Origin of the sequence: Herbaspirillum sp., from assembly GCF_017744395.1 — a bacterium.
In the GTDB taxonomy this organism is placed as follows: Bacteria; Pseudomonadota; Gammaproteobacteria; order Burkholderiales; family Burkholderiaceae_D; genus Herbaspirillum.
In genome coordinates, this window is record NZ_JAGIBI010000003.1 from 368,190 (window position 1) to 385,567 (window position 17,378).

The window sequence follows — 17,378 nt, forward strand, 5'->3', positions numbered from 1 at the left end:
TCCTTTGCTATTTTTCATGGTGCGGGGGACTGGCTGGATGCCGCCGGCGTTGTCGGCCGGCGGCATCGGGTCAGGCTCCTGCGCTTTCCGGGAGAAACACTGTCATCGTCAGGCTTGCGCCTCGATCGGCTTGTTCACGACGAACATGTAAACCAGCGCAGCGGCGAACGCCACGGCGGCGCTGATCAGCAGGGCGTTGACGAAGGAGTGGGTGCGGTCCACCACCACGCCAGTGATCACCGGGGCCAGCGAGCCGCCCAGGTAGCCGCCGAAGTTCTGCATGCTGCCCAGCGAGGCCACCAGGCGGCGCGGGATCGCCACCGACACCAGCGCCCAGGCCGCGCCCGAGGCCATGTTCACGAAGGCCATGGCCAGCGAGATGTAGACGATCGCCATGGTGGTGCTGGGCGTGTAGGCGGCGGGGATGGTGAAGGCGCCCGCGCCGATCAGGCCGACGCACAGCGGCCACTTGCGGCTGCGGATGGCGGCCATGCCGCGCTTCATCAGGCCGTCGGCGATGTAGCCCGAAGACAGCATGCCCAGCGTGCCGAAGATGTAGGGAATGACGACCACCCAGCCGGTGCGCGCGATGGTCAGGTGGCGTTCGTGTTCCAGGTAGGCCGGCAGCCAGGTCAGGTACAGCCAGACCATGTAGATCACGCCCATGAAGCCGAACAGCATGCCCCAGGTGGTGCGGTACTTGAACAGGCTCTTCCACTCACTCCAAGTCAGCTTGGCGTTGGCGTTCGGATCGGTGTCGTCGCCGTCGGCCAGGTACAGGATCTCGGACGGGGTCAGTTCGACTTCGTTGCGGTTGCGGTAGAACAGGTACCAGCCCACCGACACCGCGATACCGGCGACACCCATGATGACGAACATCATGCGCCAGCCGAAGGACAGCATGAGCACGGTCAGGATCGGCGGCGCCAGGGCCGGGCCAATGGTGGAGGAGGCAACGAAGATGCCGGTCGGGCCGCCGCGCTCACGTGTGGCGAACCATTCCGACACCACCTTGGCGCCGGCCGGGAACTGCGGCGCTTCGCCCAGGCCCAGGAACACGCGCGCCACCAGGAACTGCTGCAGCGAGTTGACGAAGCCGCCGGCCAGTTGCGCCACCGACCAGACGAACATGCCCGCGCCCAGCATGAGGCGCGCGCCGAACTTGTCGAGCATGGCGCCGATGGGCAGTTGCGAGAAGGCATAGGCCAGCGAGAAGGCCGACAGCAGCAGGCCCATCTGCGACGCCGACAGCCCCAGCTCCTGGCTGACGGAGTGGTTGGCGATGGACAGGGTGCTGCGGTCGAGGTAGTTGACGATGCCCGCCAGCATCAGGAACGTCAGCGCGACGACCTGGACGCGTTTGAGCCGTGGGCTCTTTTCTTTTTTGGTTTCCATGTAAGTGTACGTCTCCAAAGTGAATGAGTGACTGCCATTTGGTTGCTTCCTGCCTGCGCCGTCTATGTCGCGGTGCTTGATGCGGAAAGCTTCGTTATATGGGGCGGCGCAGTCGCTGTCGGCGTTGTGGAGACCGCCGGCGCGTGTTTGATCGGCCGTTGCCGGCCGGTCCGGCGCGGGTAGCGCAATGCCTTCCCGCGTCCGCCCCTTGCCCGGATCATTCTTTTACATCGAGTACGTCGAGCACCTGGCCATCCTGAAAATCGCAGCCGGCGCCGTTGCGGGCCATGCTTATCTCACGAAACGGTTGACGTAGTCGGCGCCCAGGCCGACCGCTTCGTAGTGCTTGCGGCACATGTCCAGCTTGGTGAAGACATCTTCATAGCCTTCGAACTTGCCCCAAGGATCGCAATAGAACATCACGCCGGTGATGTGGAAGTAGGTGATCATTTCTTCCACGTCTTCCGGCACGTACAGGGTATGTGTTTCGCCCGGCGGTTCGAACACGTAGCTGCCTTGCTCGGCGATCCAGTCGTGCTCCAGGTAGCGCCACTTGCCCTTCAGCACCATGCCGTGCACCGGCGCCGGATGGCGGTGGCGCGACAGCACGCCCGACTTGCGCACGCGCAGCAGGTTGGTCCAGTAGCCTTGCGAGACGTTCAGGCACAGCGGGCGGAACCAGACGTTTTCGGCCTGCGGCACCCAGACGCGCTCGTCTTCGGGAATGGCCGGGTTGACGACGATCTCCAGCGGGGCTTCCTTGGGATTGGGAAATTGGTAGGGCATCATCTTCGATGCGGCAGGCGTGGGTTCGCTCATCGGGGTCTCCTCATAGGTGTGTTCCGTAGACTTGTTTGTCTAATATATGGACATATAGTCTGCAATATGGTCACTTTGAGCGATTGGCGGATCGATGTCAAGCCGGTGATCGGTACGGATGTCGCCCTGAAAGCGAGTGGCGGATGAGTGGGGTCAATCCGCCGAAGCGTCATTTTTCTTCAAAATTGCGGTTCGTGAGGCAGGGGGAAACCATGCTTTGCAAACACGAGCTATATTTTCAATTTGGCGGGTATGAAGTCGCTTGCCCGCGACAAAATCACTGACCAGTGCAGTGGTCGTACCAATTTTGAAGAGGCCGAAGTGTAGTGCAATAGCGCGCGGAAATACACGCGATGAAGGATGAAAATTCTGCTTCCGCCAAATTCATCCCAAATGATGGGAGGCTTGTGCCGGGACGACGATTTTCAGATGGCGGGCTTCACTGAACGGCATTGGCGCCAAGCCGGCGTTCAGTCGTTCCAGTGCACCTGCCTGAACGCCTCGGACAGGAAATCCAGCATCGCCCGCACCTTGGGCGGGAGGTGGCTGCGGCTAGGGTAGACGGCGTAGATGCCCAGGTCGGGCGCGGTGTAGTCGGGAAGTATCGGCACCAGTTGGCCGCTGCGCAGGTACTGGTCGATCATGAAGGTCGGCTGGCGCGTGATGCCGGCGCCGCCCAGCGCCGCCGCCACGCAGCTGTCGCCGTTGTTGACGTGGATGCGCGAATTTATCTTGACGCTGACCGTGCCTTCGGGGCCGTTGAACTGCCAGTCGTCCTTGCTGGCGTTGTAGCTGTAGCTGATGGTGTGATGCTGCGCCAGCTCATACGGATGGGACGGCGTGCCGTGTTTTTCGAGATAGGCCGGCGCGGCGCACACCAGCAGTTTTGTGGTGGCCAGCTTGCGGTGCACCAGCGTGGAGTCGGACAGGCGGGCGATGCGGATGGCCATGTCGAATCCTTCGTCGATGATATCGACGATGCGGTCCGACAGCGTGATGTCCAGCGCCACGCCGGGATGGCGCTCCATGAACACCGGCCACAGTGGCGCCAGATGCAGCACGCCGAAGGTGTGCGGCGCGTTGATGCGCAGCAGGCCGGTCGGGTTGGCCGCGCCGGCCAGCAGCAGGTCGTCGGCTTCTTCCAGCGCGGCCACGATCTGCTTGCAGCGCTCCAGGTAGAGCGTACCGGCTTCGGTGAGCGACAGGCGGCGCGTGGTCCGCTGCATCAGGCGCGAACCCAGCCGCGCCTCCAGGTCAAGCACCGTGCGCGAGACCGCCGCCTTGGAGATGCCCAGCGCATCGGCGGCCTTCACGAAGCTGCCCAGTTCGGCAACGGCGATGAAGCATTCGATTTCCCGCAGTTTGTTCAATCCCTATCTCCGAGACGGCGCCGCGCGGGCGCCATCCCTGTTCAGGAACGGCGGCTCAGGCGGCGGCCGGTAGTTGTGCCAGCAGCTTGGAGGCGGTGCCGAAGGCGAAGGCATCCATGCGCAGGCTATGATACGTCGAACCGCTGTCGAGGTGGACGAACTGCGTCCAGTCGTCGGCCGCGCCCATGGCGAAGAACAGCGTGAGCAAGTGTTCGTCGCTGGGATGGGTGCGTACCGCGTGCGGCGCGGTGCTGCGGTAGCCGAACAGGCCTTCCAGGTCGCCGGCCTGCATGCGGTCGAGGAACCAGTGCAGGAATTCCATCGTATGCGGCGCGTCCGCAGAGTCCGGATCGTTGCGGCGCAGTTCGCGCAGGTTGTGCGTGAAGCTGCCGGAGCCGACCAGCAGGATCCCTTCCTGCGCCAGCGGCGCCAGCAAGCGGCCGATGCGGTAGTGGTACTCCGGCGGCATATGCGGTTGCAGCGACAACTGCACTACCGGCACATCGGCCTGCGGATACAGGTAGCGCAGCGGCACCCAGGCGCCGTGGTCCAGCCCCCAACTGCCGTCGGTGCCGGCTTCCACGCCGCCGTCGCGCAGCAGGCGCGCCACATGCTCGGCCAGTGCCGGTTGGCCCGGGGCCGGGTAATCCAGTTGATACAGCGCCTGCGGGAAACCGCCGAAGTCGTGGATCACCGTCGGCTTGACCTGGTTGCCCACGCGCGCGGTCACGGTTTCCCAATGCGGCGAGACCACCACGATGGCCTTGGGCCGCGGCAGGGTAATGCCGATGTCCGACAGCAGCGGGCCGGTGCGGCCGGGTTCCACGGCCAGCATGGGCGAGCCGTGCGAGACGAACAGCGAAGGCAGGTGCATGGAATCGGACATGGTGTTCTCCTGTGGCCGCCATGCTCAATGGCGTGGCGGCCCGCTAGTGATTGATGTGAGGCTTAGTTGCGATTATCGCGCTTGAGGGCAAACGCGCCATCGCCCAGCAGGAAGACGGCGATCAGGCCGACGATCCACAGCGCCAGGTATTCCCAGCCGCCATGCGGGTTGGTGAAGAAGAAGCCAGCCGGGCCGTGCACCAGCACGATCGCGCCCAGCAGGTCCAGCGCCAGCGGGATCGCCAGCCAGCGGCCGTAGTAGCCCAGTACCAGCGTGATGCCGCCGACCACTTCCAGCAGGATCACCGGATAGGCGAGGAAGCCGGGCACGCCCAGCGAGGCGAAGAAGCCCACGGTGCCGGCCGGCGTGAAGACGAAGATCTTCAATCCAGCATGGACCAGGAAGAAGATGCCCATGGTGACGCGCAGCAGGAAGGCGGCGTAGTCGGCTTTGGTATTGACGGTGACGGTAGTCATGATTTTCCCCGAAGAGTCTGTGAATGATGTGCCGACCACTGGATCGGCTGCCATGACGACACTTTAAGGAAAGAGCTGGAGCGGATAAATCCGCTTGGACGGGAAGGATTGTCTCATCCAGATTGACAATCGCTTCCCGCCAGAGGGAGGGATTCAGTCTTCGCTGTTCCTGGACTGCGGCTTGGCTTCTTCGCGGCGGTTGTAGCCGGCCACCATGTCGAAGCGGAACAGGCGGCATTCCAGCGCGCCGTTGAAGAACGGCGTCTTGCGCGATTCCTTCAGGCGCATCAGCTTGGGCAGGCCGAGGTCGGCCGAGAACAGGAACACGCTCCAGCCGGCGAAGCGCTGCTTGAGCGTGGTGGAGAAGGCGCTGAAGAATTGCGTGAACAGTTCCTCGGTCGGCAGCGCGCGGTCGCCGCGCACGCCGATACGTTCGCCATACGGCGGGTTGGACAGCATGATGCCGACCAGCGGCTTGCCGTCGGCGTCCGTCGGCGCCTTGATCTCCTGCGCCTCGATCTGCTTGAGCGGCACTTCGAACTGGATGCCGGCGCGGCGCAGGTTCTCGCGCGTCAGTTCCACCATGTCGCCCGAAATGTCGCTGCCGAACAGCGTCGGCGTAGTCGGCAGCGGATTGGGTTTGAAGTCGCCCTTGATGGCCAGCCAGGCTTCGGCATTGAAGTTGCTGAATTTCTCGAAGGCGAAGCGGCGGCGCGCGCCCGGCGGCACGCCGGCGATCATTTGTGCCGCTTCGGCCAGGATGGTGCCGGAGCCGCACATGGGATCGAACAGCGGCACGCCCGGCTTCCAGCCGGAAGTGCGCAACAGGCCGGCGGCCAGGTTCTCGCGCAGCGGCGCGTCGCCGGTCTCTTCGCGCCAGCCGCGCTTGAACAGCGCCTCGCCGGAGGTGTCGAGGTAGACCGTGTAGTTGTGCGCGTCGACGAAGCCGGCGATGCGCATGTCGGGCGTGCGGGTGTTGACCGAGGGACGCAGCTTCATCAGGTCGAGGAAGCGGTCGCAGATGGCGTCCTTGATCTTGAGCGTGGTGAATTCCAGGCTGCGCAGCGGCGACTTCACGGCGGTCATGTCGACGCGGATGGTGTGCGAGACCTTGAACCAGTCTTCCCACGGCTGCGCCAGGGTCAGGTCGTAGATGTCGTTTTCGTTCTTGTAGGAACCGTGCGCCATGCGCAGCAGCACGCGGCTGGCGATGCGCGAATGCAGGTTCAACTGGTAGGCCGCCAAGAGCGTGCCCGAGCAGTGCACGCCGCCCGGCACCTGGTTATGCACCTTCAACGCGGCGGCCGGGCCGGCGTGCTGGGCGATCTCGTTGAGTTCTTCGGCCAGCGCCGCCTCCAGGCCGCGCGGGCAGGGGCAGAAATAGGAATAGGTGGTCTGGAAGGATTGCATTGGGGTACCTTTTGTCCGTTGTGAAACTGCTATTGTCAAAATGAAGACGCCGGGCCGCGCATTCGCGGCCCGGCGTCATTTTACCGCTTGAAGCTGCTTGCTCAGGATTTGGCGAACGCGCGCTCGACGAAGTCCAGGCGATCCTGGCCCCAGTAGCCTTCGCCGTCATAGATGAACCAAGGCGCGCCGAACACGTTGGCGGCATTGGCTTCATCGGTGAAGCGGTCGAATTCGGCCTGCACGCTGGCGGTTTCCGACGACTTCAGCAGTGCCGCGCCGTCGTGGCCCAGCGCGTTGGCGAGCGCCACCAGCGTATCGTGGTCGGCGATGTTCTTCTGCTCTTCCCACACGCCGCGCATGACGGCGCCGGCCAGCTTGAGCGAGGCGGCGGTGCCGTGCGCCAGCTGGGCGGCGATGATCATGCGCGCCGCGGTGTCGCTGTTGACCGGGAAGTAGGTCGGCTGCAGGTTCATCGGCTTGCCGAGGAATTCGCTCCAGCGCGCCAGTTCCTTCAAGCGGTAGGCCTGGCGCTGCGGGGCGCGCTTGGCCAGCGGCAGGCCGCCGGAGACGCCGAAGATCTTCGACAGGTCGAACGGCTTGGGCAGGATCTGCACCTTGTATTTTTCGGCGAGGGCGACGAAGCGCTCGTGGCCCAGGTAGGCGAACGGCGAATGCGGCGCGAAGAAGTATTCACAGGTTTTGCTCATGACCGGCTCCGGATGGCTGATGAGAGTGGATGACAGGTACAGCGGGATCAGAACGGCTTGACCACGACCAGGATCACGATGCCCAGCAGCAGCAGCACGGGGACTTCGTTGAACCAGCGGAACCAGAGGTGGCTGCGCTTATTCTCGCCCAGTTCGAATTTCTTGAGCAGGGATCCGCAGGCGTGGTGGTAGCCGATCACCAGCACCACCAGCAGCAGCTTGGCGTGCAGCCAGCCGTTGCCCGGGCCTTGCCAGAATTGCCAGGTCACTCCCAGCAGCCAGGCGCCCAGGCCCAGCGCCGCCAGCGCCGTGATGCCGGTGAAGCGGTACAGCCGGCGCGCCATGCCCAGCAGGCGTTCGCGGGCGACCACTTCGGTCTCCTGCGCCAGGTTGACGAAGATGCGCGGCAGGTAGAACAGGCCGGCGAACCAGGAGGCGATGAAGACGATGTGCAGGGCTTTGATCCAGAGCATGGCTTTCCTTGACGGTGGCGATGGGGGGAATACGAACCGCCGCCATCAGCATTGGCGACATGATGGCGGCGGCTTGTGTCTGCTTGATTGCTGCGCTTACTGGCGAACCTGGCCCTGGCCCAGCACCACGTACTTGAGCGAGGTCAGCCCTTCCAGCCCGACCGGGCCGCGCGCGTGCAGCTTGTCGTTGGAAATGCCGATCTCGGCGCCCAGGCCGTATTCGAAGCCGTCGGCGAAGCGGGTCGAGGCGTTGACCATGACCGAGGCCGAATCCACTTCGCGCAGGAAGCGCATGGCGCGCGTGTAATCCTCGGTGATGATGCTCTCGGTGTGCTGCGACGAGTGATGGTTGATGTGCTCGATCGCCTCGTCCATATCGGCCACGACCTTGATGGACAGGATCGGCGCCAGGTATTCGGTGTCCCAGTCTTCGGGCACGGCATCCTTGAGCAGCGGATAGCCGGCCAGGATGGCGGCGGCTTCGGGATCGCAGCGCAGCTCCACTTCCTTGGCGCGGTACAGTTCGGCCAGCGGCGGCAGGATGGCGGCGGCGATGCCGCGCGCCACCAGCAGGGTTTCCATGGTGTTGCAGGTGCCGTAGCGGTGGCACTTGGCGTTGAAGGCCACGTCCAGCGCCTTTTGGGCGTCGGCCTTGTCGTCGATGTAGACGTGGCAGATGCCGTCCAGGTGCTTGATCATCGGCACCTTGGATTCCTTGATCAGGCGCTCGATCAGCCCCTTGCCGCCGCGCGGCACGATGACGTCGACGTAGTCCTGCATGGTGATCAGCGCGCCGACGGCGGCGCGGTCGGTGGTCTCGACCACCTGCACCGCGTCTTCCGGCAGGCCGGCGCCGGCCAGGCCTTCCTTGACCAGCTTGGCCAGCGCCTGGTTGCAGTGGATCGCTTCCGAGCCGCCGCGCAGGATGGTGGCGTTGCCGCTCTTGATGCACAGGCCGGCGGCGTCCACCGTCACGTTCGGGCGGGCTTCGTAGATGATGCCGATCACGCCCAGCGGTACGCGCATCTGGCCGACCTGGATGCCGGTGGGGCGGTATTTCATGTTGCTGATCTCGCCGATCGGATCAGCCAGCGAGGCGATTTGCTCCAGGCCTTCGGCCATGGTGGCGATGGCCTTGTCGGATAGCGTCAGGCGGTCCAGCATGGCTTCCGCCAGGCCGTTGGCGCGGGCCGCTTCCAGGTCCTTGGCATTGGCCGCGCGCAGGGCGTCGGCGTCGCGCCGGATGGCGGCGGCGATCAGTTGTAGCGCCCGGTTCTTGGCGGCGGTGTCGGCGCGGGCCATGGCGCGCGAAGCTGCGCGCGCGCGCTGGCCGATCCGGTGCATGTAGAGCTCGATGTTTTCCATGATTGCGTTTCCCTCCGCTTCCGGTGCGGTATTGCGCCGGAACCGAATATCGAATTGTTGATTTTATGCCAGACGGCTTGTTTCAGCGGCCGCGCGCCAGCTTCAGGCCCAGTTGCGACAGCGCATCCCACGGATCGCCGGCGAAGGCCTTGGCGCGCAAGCCCTTGACCATGCGGTCGATCAGCGCGGCTTCCTGCAGCGCATCCTGCAAGGCCGACAGGCTGATGCGGCGCAGCGCCGGTTCCATCAGCTTCTCGCGCGGCCCCCAGATGCGGTATTCCTTCAACAGCGCGCCGACCGGCTTGCCTTGCGCCATGCCGGACTTGAGTTTGAGCAGCGTGCGGATTTCCTCGGTCACCGCCCACAGCACCAGCGGCAGCGCTTCGCCTTCGCCCTTCAGGCCGTCCATCATGCGCGTCAGGCGCGCGACGTCGCCGGAGAGCATGGCTTCGTTGAGCTTGAAGACGTCATAGCGCGCCACATTCAGCACCGCGTCCTGCACTTGCTCGAACGAGAGCTTGCCGGGCGGATGCAGCAGCGCCAGCTTCTGGATTTCCTGGTGCGCGGCCAGCAGGTTGCCTTCCACGCGGTCGGCGATGAAATCCAGGCAGGGGCGGTCGGCGCTCTGCTGCTGGGCCGCCAGGCGGTTGCCGATCCAGCCGGGCAACTGGGCGCGCTCCACCAGCGGGATGTCGATGTAGACTGCGGCCTGCTGCAAGGCGCCGACCCAGGCCGCCTTTTGCGTGGCCCAGTCCAGCTTGGGCAGGCTGATGATGGTCAGGTTGTCGGGGCTGAGGTTGGCGGCGTATTCCTGCAGCGCGGCGCCGCCGTCCTTGCCGGGCTTGCCGGTGGGGATGCGCAGCTCGATCAGTTTCTTGTCGCCGAACAGCGATTGCGACTGGTTGGCCGCCAGCAGTTCACCCCACTTGAAGCTGCGTTCGACCACCAGCACTTCGCGCTCGGTATAGCCGTTGGCGCGCGCGCTGCGGCGGATCTTGTCGGCCGCTTCCAGCGCCAGCAGGTGCTCGTCGCTGGCGATCACGTACAGCGGCGCCAGCGTCTTGCCGAGATGGGTGTCGAGGGCGTCGTGCCGCAGTTGCATCTGACTGTCTTCCTGTTTTGCCGGGTTTGCCGGGTTTGCTTATTATGCGGCGGCTCAGGGTTCGGGATCGGTGTTTTCGGCGGCGATAGCCGATTTCGAGGCCGACAGGCGGCGCAGGATCTGCTGCACCAGGTCGGACTGCATGTCGCGGTACAGCAGCGCCTCTTCAGCCTGCTTGGCCAGTTCCTGGTTGGCGTCGTAGGTGATCACGCGGCGCAGGGTGATGGCGGCCGGCGGGATGGTCACCGCGCCCTTGGCGTCGGTCACCGAGAAGGTGAAGCGCTGGAACAAGGCGTATTCGCGCACCCGGCCGTCGGTGTTCAGGGTCAGCACCTGTTTGTCGCGGGTGTCCGCGAGCACCTTCAGTACGGCCTCGGCCTCCTTCTGGTCATCGACCACCTTGGCGCCGCTGGCCTCGATGTTGCGCTTGAGTTCGACGCCGACCGCCGAATTGGGTGAGAAGCCCAGATAGATGGTCTTGAACGGCAGGTCGGCCGCGCCGCGCAGGTGGAAGCCGCAGGCGGCCAGCAGCAGGGTGGCGGCCAGCATGGCCAGCCATTGCCCGATACGTTTTGTTTGTGCTTGAGCGTGCATGGATATCCGTTGGAAATCAGACCACGATGTTGACCAGCTTGCCCGGCACCACGATGACCTTCTTCGGGGCGCCGGTGACGAACTTGCTCACATCTTCGTTGCCCAGCGCGGCGGCTTCGATGGCGGCTTTGTCGGCATCCTTGGGCACGGTGACGTCGCCGCGCAGCTTGCCGTTGACCTGCACCATCAGCTTGATCTCGCTCTGTTCCAGCGCGCCGGCGTCGACCTGCGGCCAGGCGGCGTCGAGGATGTCGCCGAAGGACTTGGCGAAGCCCAGTTCCTGCCACAGCACGTGGGTGATGTGCGGCGCCACCGGGTTGAGCACGCGCAGGAAGATCGAGAAGCCTTCGGCGATCACGGCGTTGGCGGCCGGGCTGTCTTCCAGCTTGGCGCCTTCCAGCGTGTTGAGCATCTTCATGCAGGCCGAGACCACTGTGTTGTACTGGATGCGCTTGAAGTCATGGTCGGCCTGCTGCAGCACCTTGTAGACTTCGCGGCGCAGTTCCTTCTGCTTGTCGTCCAGCGCGCTTGCATCCAGCTTGCCGGCGGTAGCGATGCGGCCGGCGTTGTTGAAGCCGAACGCCCACACGCGGCGCAGGAAGCGGTTGGCTCCTTCCACGCCGGCGCCCGACCATTCCAGCGTCTGTTCCGGCGGCGAGGCGAACATGGTGAACAGGCGCGCGGTGTCGGCGCCGTACTGGTCGATCTGCGCTTGCGGGTCGATGCCGTTGTTCTTGGACTTGGACATCTTCTCGGTGCCGCCGATTTCCACCGGCTGGCCGTCGGCCTTCAGGATCGCCGAGACCGGGCGGCCCTTGTCGTCGAAGGTCAGTTCGACGTCTTCCGGATTGATCCAGGTCTTCTTGCCGGCCGCGTCTTCGCGGTAGTAGGTTTCGTTCAGCACCATGCCCTGCGTGAGCAGGTTGGTGAACGGCTCGTCGAACTTGACCAGGCCGAAGTCGCGCATGACCTTGGTCCAGAAGCGCGCGTACAGCAGGTGCAGCACGGCGTGCTCGATGCCGCCGATGTACTGGTCCATCGGCATCCAGTAGTCGTTGCGGCTGTCGACCATGGCCTTGTCGCTTTGCGGCGAGGTATAGCGCATGTAATACCAGGACGAGTCCACGAAGGTGTCCATGGTGTCGGTCTCGCGGCGCGCCGGCTTGCCGCAGGTCGGGCAGTCGACGTGCAGGAATTTCTCATGCTTGTTCAGCGGGTTGCCGCTGCCGTCCGGCACGCAGTCTTCCGGCAGCACCACCGGCAGGTCCTTTTCCGGCACCGGCACGTCGCCGCAGTCCGGGCAGTGGATGATGGGGATCGGAGTGCCCCAGTAGCGCTGGCGCGAGATACCCCAGTCGCGCAGGCGGAAGGTGACTTTCTTCTCGCCCAGGCCCTTGGCGGCCAGGTCGGCGGCGACCGCCTCGACCGCGGCCTGGTAGCCCAGGCCGTCATATTTGCCGGAAGCGATGGTCTTGCCGGCTTCCTTGTCGCCGTACCATTCTTCCCAGGCGTCGGTGGAATAATCCTTGCCGTCCACGGCGATGACCTGCTTGATCGGCAGGTTGTACTTCTTGGCGAACGCGAAGTCGCGCTCGTCGTGCGCCGGCACGCCCATCACGGCGCCGTCGCCGTAGGTGATCAGCACGTAGTTGCCGACCCACACCTCGACCTTGTCGCCGGTCAGCGGATGGGTGACGTACAGGCCGGTCGGCATGCCCTTCTTTTCCATCGTCGCCATGTCGGCTTCGATGACGCTGCCCTTCTTGCACTCGGCGATGAAGGCCTGCAGTTCCGGCTTGTTCTTGGCAGCGAACGTGGCCAGCGCGTGTTCCGGCGCCACGGCGCAGAAGGTCACGCCCATGATGGTATCGGCGCGGGTGGTGAAGACGTACAGCTTGCCGTCGTTGATCAGCGCGCCGTCGTCACCCTTGATGTCATGCGGGAAGGCGAAGCGCACGCCGGTCGACTTGCCGATCCAGTTGGCCTGCATCAGGCGCACGCGTTCCGGCCAGCCGGGCAGCTTGGTCTCGACATGCTCCAGCAACTCGTCGGCGTAGTCGGTGATCTTGGAGTAGTACATCGGGATCTCGCGCTTTTCGATCAGCGCGCCCGAGCGCCAGCCGCGGCCGTCGATCACCTGCTCGTTGGCCAGCACGGTCTGGTCGATCGGGTCCCAGTTCACGGTGCCGGTCTTCTTGTAGATGATGCCCTTCTCCAGCATCTTCAGGAACATCCACTGGTTCCACTTGTAGTACTCCGGACGGCAGGCGGTCATCTCGCGCGACCAGTCGATGGCCAGGCCCATCGAGGCCATCTGCTTCTTCATGTACTCGATGTTGGAATAGGTCCACTGCGCCGGCGGCACGCCGTTGGCCATCGCGGCGTTCTCGGCCGGCATGCCGAAGGCGTCCCAGCCCATTGGCATCAGCACGTTGTAGCCGTTCATGCGCAGGTAGCGGTACATCACGTCATTGATGGTGTAGTTGCGCACGTGCCCCATGTGCAGCTTGCCGGACGGGTAGGGCAGCATCGAGCAGGCGTAGAACTTCTTCTTGTCGCGGCCCTGGGCGTCCTTGGCGTGTTCGACGGTCTTGTAGGCGTCGATGGCGTTCCAATGCTGCTGCGCGGACTGTTCGACTTCGGCTGGGCTGTATTTATCTTGCATGACGGGATGAAACGAATGGAAACGGTTGGAATTTCGAAACCCTGCATTATACCGGCTCGTTCCCGGGGCAGGCAGTTCGGCGGCGATAGGCGTTGGGGAGGCGGAGGTATGCCGGATTTTCCTTCTGGAAACAAAAAAGCCCGCTTCGCGGACGAAGCGGGCAAATGGCCTCAGGAGGAGGGCACGAGGAAGACTATTTCGGGATGATTCGTGAACAGGTTCTTACAGGTACTTCACTTCGATGGTGGCCGAACCGTCCAGGTTGATGTCCTGGGTCAGGCTCAGGTTTTCCGGCTTGTTCAGCACGGCGGTCACGCCGATGGTGCCGGAGATCAGCTTGTACGAACCGGGAGTGGTGCTGCCGGCCGGCGCCCACGACAGCATGCGGTCGGTGGACATGCCGCCGTTGCCGCTCTTGCTCCAGCTCGGGGTGGCGGAGTTGATCGAGCCGATGGTGTCCACGCTGACGCCGTCGCCGGTGAAGGAACCCTGCTTCATGGTGAAGTGGAAGGCGCCGATGTTCTTGCCGGAAGCGCTGCCCAGGCCGAACATGCCGGTTTCCGTGGCGCTGGCGGACACCCGCGAGGCCAGGCCGGTCACCTTGCTGGAGGCGCGGTTGTCGATGGCGGTCACCGCCATCTTGACCGGCGCTTCGCAGGAGATGGTGAACGGCACTTCCATGGGGTCCAGCACCTTGTTCTGCCCGGCGGCCAGCGAGCCGGCGGTGATGGTGCCGTAATCGACCACGGCAGTACCGTTGCCGATGGTGGGGGGGCAGGCAACCGGCTTGATCACGCCCACGACCTTGAGTTCGGTGCTGGGGCCGGCGAAGACGGAGGCCGATGCGAGGGCGGCGGTGGCGATGAAGGCGGCGCGGGCGATGATGTTTTGCATGATGGTTTCCTCGGGGCGTTATGGGTTGGATTCATGTGCATCGCGCTGTTTGCGGCCTTGGTTTGCTTGATGCAGTGACGCCAGTTTGCCGATTCGCCTCTCGTACTTATATGAGAAATGTCTCAAAAACGTTTTGGGAGTTGCAATAAATGCATCGTCGGCGGCGTCCCATGCATCGCATGTGGTCATTAGGCCGTAACAATCGGACGGCAAGATGTAATCGTTTTCATATCGTCAAGCGATTCCCGTGCGACCCTCCATCAAGCAAGTGGCCAATCTGGCCGGCGTCTCCATCGCCACCGTGTCGCGGCTGTTGAACAAGCCCGGTTCGGTGAGTTCCGAGACAGCCGAGAAGATCCATCGCAGCATCGAGCAACTGGGCTTCCGTCCCAACTTCAACGGCCGCAACCTGCGCGCGGGCAATTCGCGCACGGTCGGCGTGGTGGTGCCGACGCTGTCGAACACGGTGTTCGCCCAATGCCTGCAGGGCATCGAACTGGCCGCGCGCGAACTCGATTACTCGGTGATGTTCACCACCACCGAATACCAGCCGCAGGACGAGTCGGCCGCGGTGGAACTGCTGCTGAGCCATCGGGTGGACGGCGTCATCCTGACGGTGGCCGACGCCGGCGCCAACGCCACGCTCGACCTGCTGGAGCGCGAGCAGATTCCCTTCGTGCTGGCCTACAACCAATTGGCGCAGCCGGTTCCGGGCGCATCGCCGTGTACGCGGGTGTCGGTATCGGTCGACAACCGGGCCGCCGCCTGCGACGCGGTGGCGCACCTGATCGGCCTCGGGCACCGCCGCATCCGCATGTTGTCGGGCCGCTTCAACGCATCGGACCGCGCGATCCAGCGCTACTACGGTTATCTCGACGCGATGCGCGCGGCAGGGCTGGACCCGTTGCCGGCCATCGAAGCCGAGCGCCATACGTTCACCGCGACGGCCGACTACCAGCAGATGATGGCCGACCCGGCCCAGCGTCCCACCGCCTTGTTCTGTTCCAACGACCTGCTGGCCATGAGCGCCATGCGCGACCTGCGCGCGCTCGGCCTGCGCGTGCCGCAGGACATCTCGGTGATGGGCTTCGACGGCATTCCCGTGGGGGCGCTGATGGAGCCGGTGCTGGCCAGCGTGGTGCAGCCGTCGGAGCAGATCGGCGACGTCGCCTTGCGCACGCTGGTGGCGGCGATCGAGCGCGGCGTTGCCGTCGGCGGGGAATCGAAAGCGCCGCCTGCCGGTGGCAGGCGGCATGTGCTGCCGCATACGGTGCGGGCCGGCGGGTCGGCCGCGGCGCCGGGCCAGTCCTGACTTGTTTTTTCTTGTTGTCCAACCTACTGAAGAGGACCTGACATGTTCCTGAAACGTGTTGTTCAAACCGTCGCCGGCGCCATGCTGCTGTCGGCATCCATCGCGGCGTCCGCGCAGACCGCGATCTGCTACAACTGTCCGCCGGAATGGGCCGACTGGGCCGCCCAGATCAAGGCCATCAAGGACAAGACCGGCATCACCGTGCCGCCGGACAACAAGAACAGCGGCCAGGCCCTGGCGCAGCTGACGGCCGAGAAGGCCAGTCCGGTGGCCGACTTCACCTACCTTGGCGTGTCCTTCGGCATCGAAGCCAAGGGCAAGGATCTGGTGGCGCCGTACAAGCCCGCCAATTGGAACGACATTCCCAACGGCCTGAAGGATCCGGACGGCCACTGGTTCACCATCCACTCCGGCACCATGGGCATCATGGTCAACGTCGACGCCCTGAAGGGCAAGCCGGTGCCAAAGTCCTGGGCCGACCTGCAAAAGCCTGAATACAAGGGCCTGATCGGCTACCTCGACCCGGCCTCGGCCTTCGTCGGCTACGTCGGCGCGGTGGCCGTCAACCAGGCGCTGGGCGGCACGCTGGACGACTTCTCGCCGGCCATCGCCTACTTCAAGAAGCTGCAGCAGAACCAGCCCATCGTGCCCAAGCAGACTTCGTATGCGCGCCTGATCTCGGGCGAGATCCCCATCCTGCTGGGCTATGACTTCGATGCCTATCGCGCCAAATACAAGGACCACGCCAACGTTGCCTTCGTGATTCCCGCCGAAGGCACGGTGACCGTGCCCTACGTGGTGTCGCTGGTGAAGAACGCGCCGCATCCGGCCGAGGCCAGGAAGGTGCTGGACTTCCTGCTGTCCGACCAGGGCCAGGCGATTTGGGCCAATGCCTACCTGCGCCCGGTGCGCGCCTCGGCGATGTCGAAGGAAGCCGAATCGCGCTTCCTGCCGGCGTCGGAATACGCCCGTGCCAAGCCGGTGAACTACGGCAAGATGGCCGAAGTGCAGCGCAAGTTCGGTGAGCGCTACCTGGCGGAAGTTCGCTGATGCAAGCTGTAGCACAGGTAACGGCAGCACCGGGCCAGGACCGGCGCAGGGGCAATGGCGTCTGGCTCTGGTTCGCCGTGCCGGGCATGAGCCTGTTCTGCGCCTTCTGGCTGCTGCCCATGGTGCGCCTGCTCGGCGTGGGAGCTTCCGGGCCGGAAGGCGCGATGGCCTATCTCGCGGTGCTGACCAACCGCCATTACTTCGCCAGCCTGGCATCGACGCTGGCGCTGTCGGCAGCGGTCACGGCCGCCACCTTGGCGATCTCGGTCTTCGTCGGCCTGTTCCTGCAGCGCAACCGTTTTCCCGGCAAGCCCTTGTTGCTGGCAATGCTGACTTTTCCGCTGGCGTTTCCCGGCGTGGTGGTCGGCTTCATGGTGATCATGCTGGCCGGCCGCCAAGGCTTGGTCGGCGCGTTCATCGGCTGGCTGTTCGGCGAGTCACTGGTGTTCGCGTATTCGCTGTCGGGGCTGTTCCTCGGTTACCTGTACTTCTCGATCCCGCGCGTGATCCTGACCGTGGTGGCCGGCGCCGGGAAGCTCGACCTTTCGCTGGAAGAGGCGGCGCGCTCGCTGGGCGCCAAGCCGTGGCAAGTACTGCTGCATGTGGTGCTGCCGGCATTGCTGCCGGCCCTGGTTTCGTCGGGCGCGATCTGTTTCGCCACCAGCGTCGGCGCCTTCGGTACCGCCTTCACCCTGGCGGCCAATATCGACGTGCTGCCGATGACCATCTATAACGAATTCACCGGCTATGCCAATTTTGCCGCGGCCGCGTCGCTGTCCATCGTGCTGGGCGCGATCACCTGGCTGGTGCTGGCATTGGCGCGGTCGTTCACCGGCAACGGCGTGGCTGCGGCGGCGTGA

The 17,378-nt window shown here is 64.5% G+C and carries 16 protein-coding genes; 3 read left to right on the forward strand and 13 right to left on the reverse strand.

Features of this window, described 5'->3' with window-relative positions; genetic code table 11:
• Nucleotides 1-108 precede the first annotated feature (108 nt).
• The 13 genes from J7548_RS10475 to J7548_RS10535 all read right to left on the reverse strand — a co-directional run bounded on the left by J7548_RS10475 (nt 109) and on the right by J7548_RS10535 (nt 14,156).
• Nucleotides 109-1,395 carry an MFS transporter gene (locus tag J7548_RS10475; protein ID WP_290974235.1) on the reverse strand — a complete coding sequence of 429 codons (1,287 nt, stop codon included), beginning with the start codon at nt 1,393-1,395 and terminating at the stop codon, nt 109-111.
• Between the two features lie 291 nt (nt 1,396-1,686).
• On the reverse strand, nt 1,687-2,214 hold the full coding sequence (locus J7548_RS10480) for a 2,4'-dihydroxyacetophenone dioxygenase family protein (protein ID WP_290974238.1): 528 nt from the start codon (nt 2,212-2,214) through the stop codon (nt 1,687-1,689).
• Between the two features lie 470 nt (nt 2,215-2,684).
• On the reverse strand, nt 2,685-3,584 hold the full coding sequence (locus J7548_RS10485; protein WP_290974241.1) for a LysR family transcriptional regulator: 900 nt from the start codon (nt 3,582-3,584) through the stop codon (nt 2,685-2,687).
• A 55-nt stretch (nt 3,585-3,639) separates the two neighbouring features.
• Nucleotides 3,640-4,470 (reverse strand): class III extradiol ring-cleavage dioxygenase, encoded by an 831-nt coding sequence (locus J7548_RS10490; RefSeq protein ID WP_290974243.1) that lies wholly within the window; start codon nt 4,468-4,470, stop codon nt 3,640-3,642.
• 62 nt (nt 4,471-4,532) lie between these two features.
• Nucleotides 4,533-4,946 (reverse strand): DoxX family protein, encoded by a 414-nt coding sequence (locus tag J7548_RS10495; RefSeq protein ID WP_290974246.1) that lies wholly within the window; start codon nt 4,944-4,946, stop codon nt 4,533-4,535.
• 153 nt (nt 4,947-5,099) lie between these two features.
• Nucleotides 5,100-6,356: a class I SAM-dependent RNA methyltransferase gene (locus J7548_RS10500; protein ID WP_290974249.1), complete on the reverse strand. Its 1,257-nt coding sequence runs from the start codon at nt 6,354-6,356 to the stop codon at nt 5,100-5,102.
• A gap of 101 nt (nt 6,357-6,457) precedes the next feature.
• Nucleotides 6,458-7,063, reverse strand: coding sequence for a 2-hydroxychromene-2-carboxylate isomerase (locus J7548_RS10505; RefSeq protein ID WP_290974253.1), 606 nt, complete (start codon nt 7,061-7,063; stop codon nt 6,458-6,460).
• A 47-nt stretch (nt 7,064-7,110) separates the two neighbouring features.
• A complete protein-coding gene (locus J7548_RS10510; RefSeq protein WP_290974255.1) occupies nt 7,111-7,536 on the reverse strand; it encodes a CopD family protein in 426 nt (141 codons plus the stop codon).
• Nucleotides 7,537-7,632: 96 nt separating this feature from the next.
• Complete coding sequence (locus J7548_RS10515) at nt 7,633-8,901, reverse strand: glutamate-5-semialdehyde dehydrogenase (RefSeq protein WP_290974257.1); 1,269 nt, start codon at nt 8,899-8,901, stop codon at nt 7,633-7,635.
• An 82-nt stretch (nt 8,902-8,983) separates the two neighbouring features.
• On the reverse strand, nt 8,984-10,003 hold the full coding sequence (gene holA, locus J7548_RS10520; protein WP_290974259.1) for a DNA polymerase III subunit delta: 1,020 nt from the start codon (nt 10,001-10,003) through the stop codon (nt 8,984-8,986).
• A gap of 54 nt (nt 10,004-10,057) precedes the next feature.
• The gene (gene lptE / locus J7548_RS10525) at nt 10,058-10,597 is read right to left on the reverse strand and encodes an LPS assembly lipoprotein LptE (protein WP_290974261.1); all 540 of its coding nucleotides are present in this window, start codon (nt 10,595-10,597) and stop codon (nt 10,058-10,060) included.
• Between the two features lie 16 nt (nt 10,598-10,613).
• On the reverse strand, nt 10,614-13,262 hold the full coding sequence (gene leuS, locus J7548_RS10530; RefSeq protein WP_290974264.1) for a leucine--tRNA ligase: 2,649 nt from the start codon (nt 13,260-13,262) through the stop codon (nt 10,614-10,616).
• Nucleotides 13,263-13,484: 222 nt separating this feature from the next.
• The gene (locus tag J7548_RS10535) at nt 13,485-14,156 is read right to left on the reverse strand and encodes a DUF1120 domain-containing protein (protein ID WP_290974267.1); all 672 of its coding nucleotides are present in this window, start codon (nt 14,154-14,156) and stop codon (nt 13,485-13,487) included.
• 247 nt (nt 14,157-14,403) lie between these two features.
• On the opposite strand from J7548_RS10535, the gene J7548_RS10540 reads away from it, so the two are divergent.
• Genes J7548_RS10540 through J7548_RS10550 form a run of 3 tightly spaced genes read left to right on the forward strand, consistent with a single transcriptional unit; the run spans nt 14,404 to nt 17,378 of the window.
• Nucleotides 14,404-15,468 (forward strand): LacI family DNA-binding transcriptional regulator, encoded by a 1,065-nt coding sequence (locus tag J7548_RS10540; RefSeq protein WP_290974269.1) that lies wholly within the window; start codon nt 14,404-14,406, stop codon nt 15,466-15,468.
• A gap of 42 nt (nt 15,469-15,510) precedes the next feature.
• Complete coding sequence (locus J7548_RS10545) at nt 15,511-16,518, forward strand: ABC transporter substrate-binding protein (protein ID WP_290974271.1); 1,008 nt, start codon at nt 15,511-15,513, stop codon at nt 16,516-16,518.
• On the forward strand, nt 16,518-17,378 hold the full coding sequence (locus J7548_RS10550) for an ABC transporter permease (protein ID WP_290974273.1): 861 nt from the start codon (nt 16,518-16,520) through the stop codon (nt 17,376-17,378). The genes J7548_RS10545 and J7548_RS10550 overlap by 1 nt, the downstream gene beginning before the upstream one ends.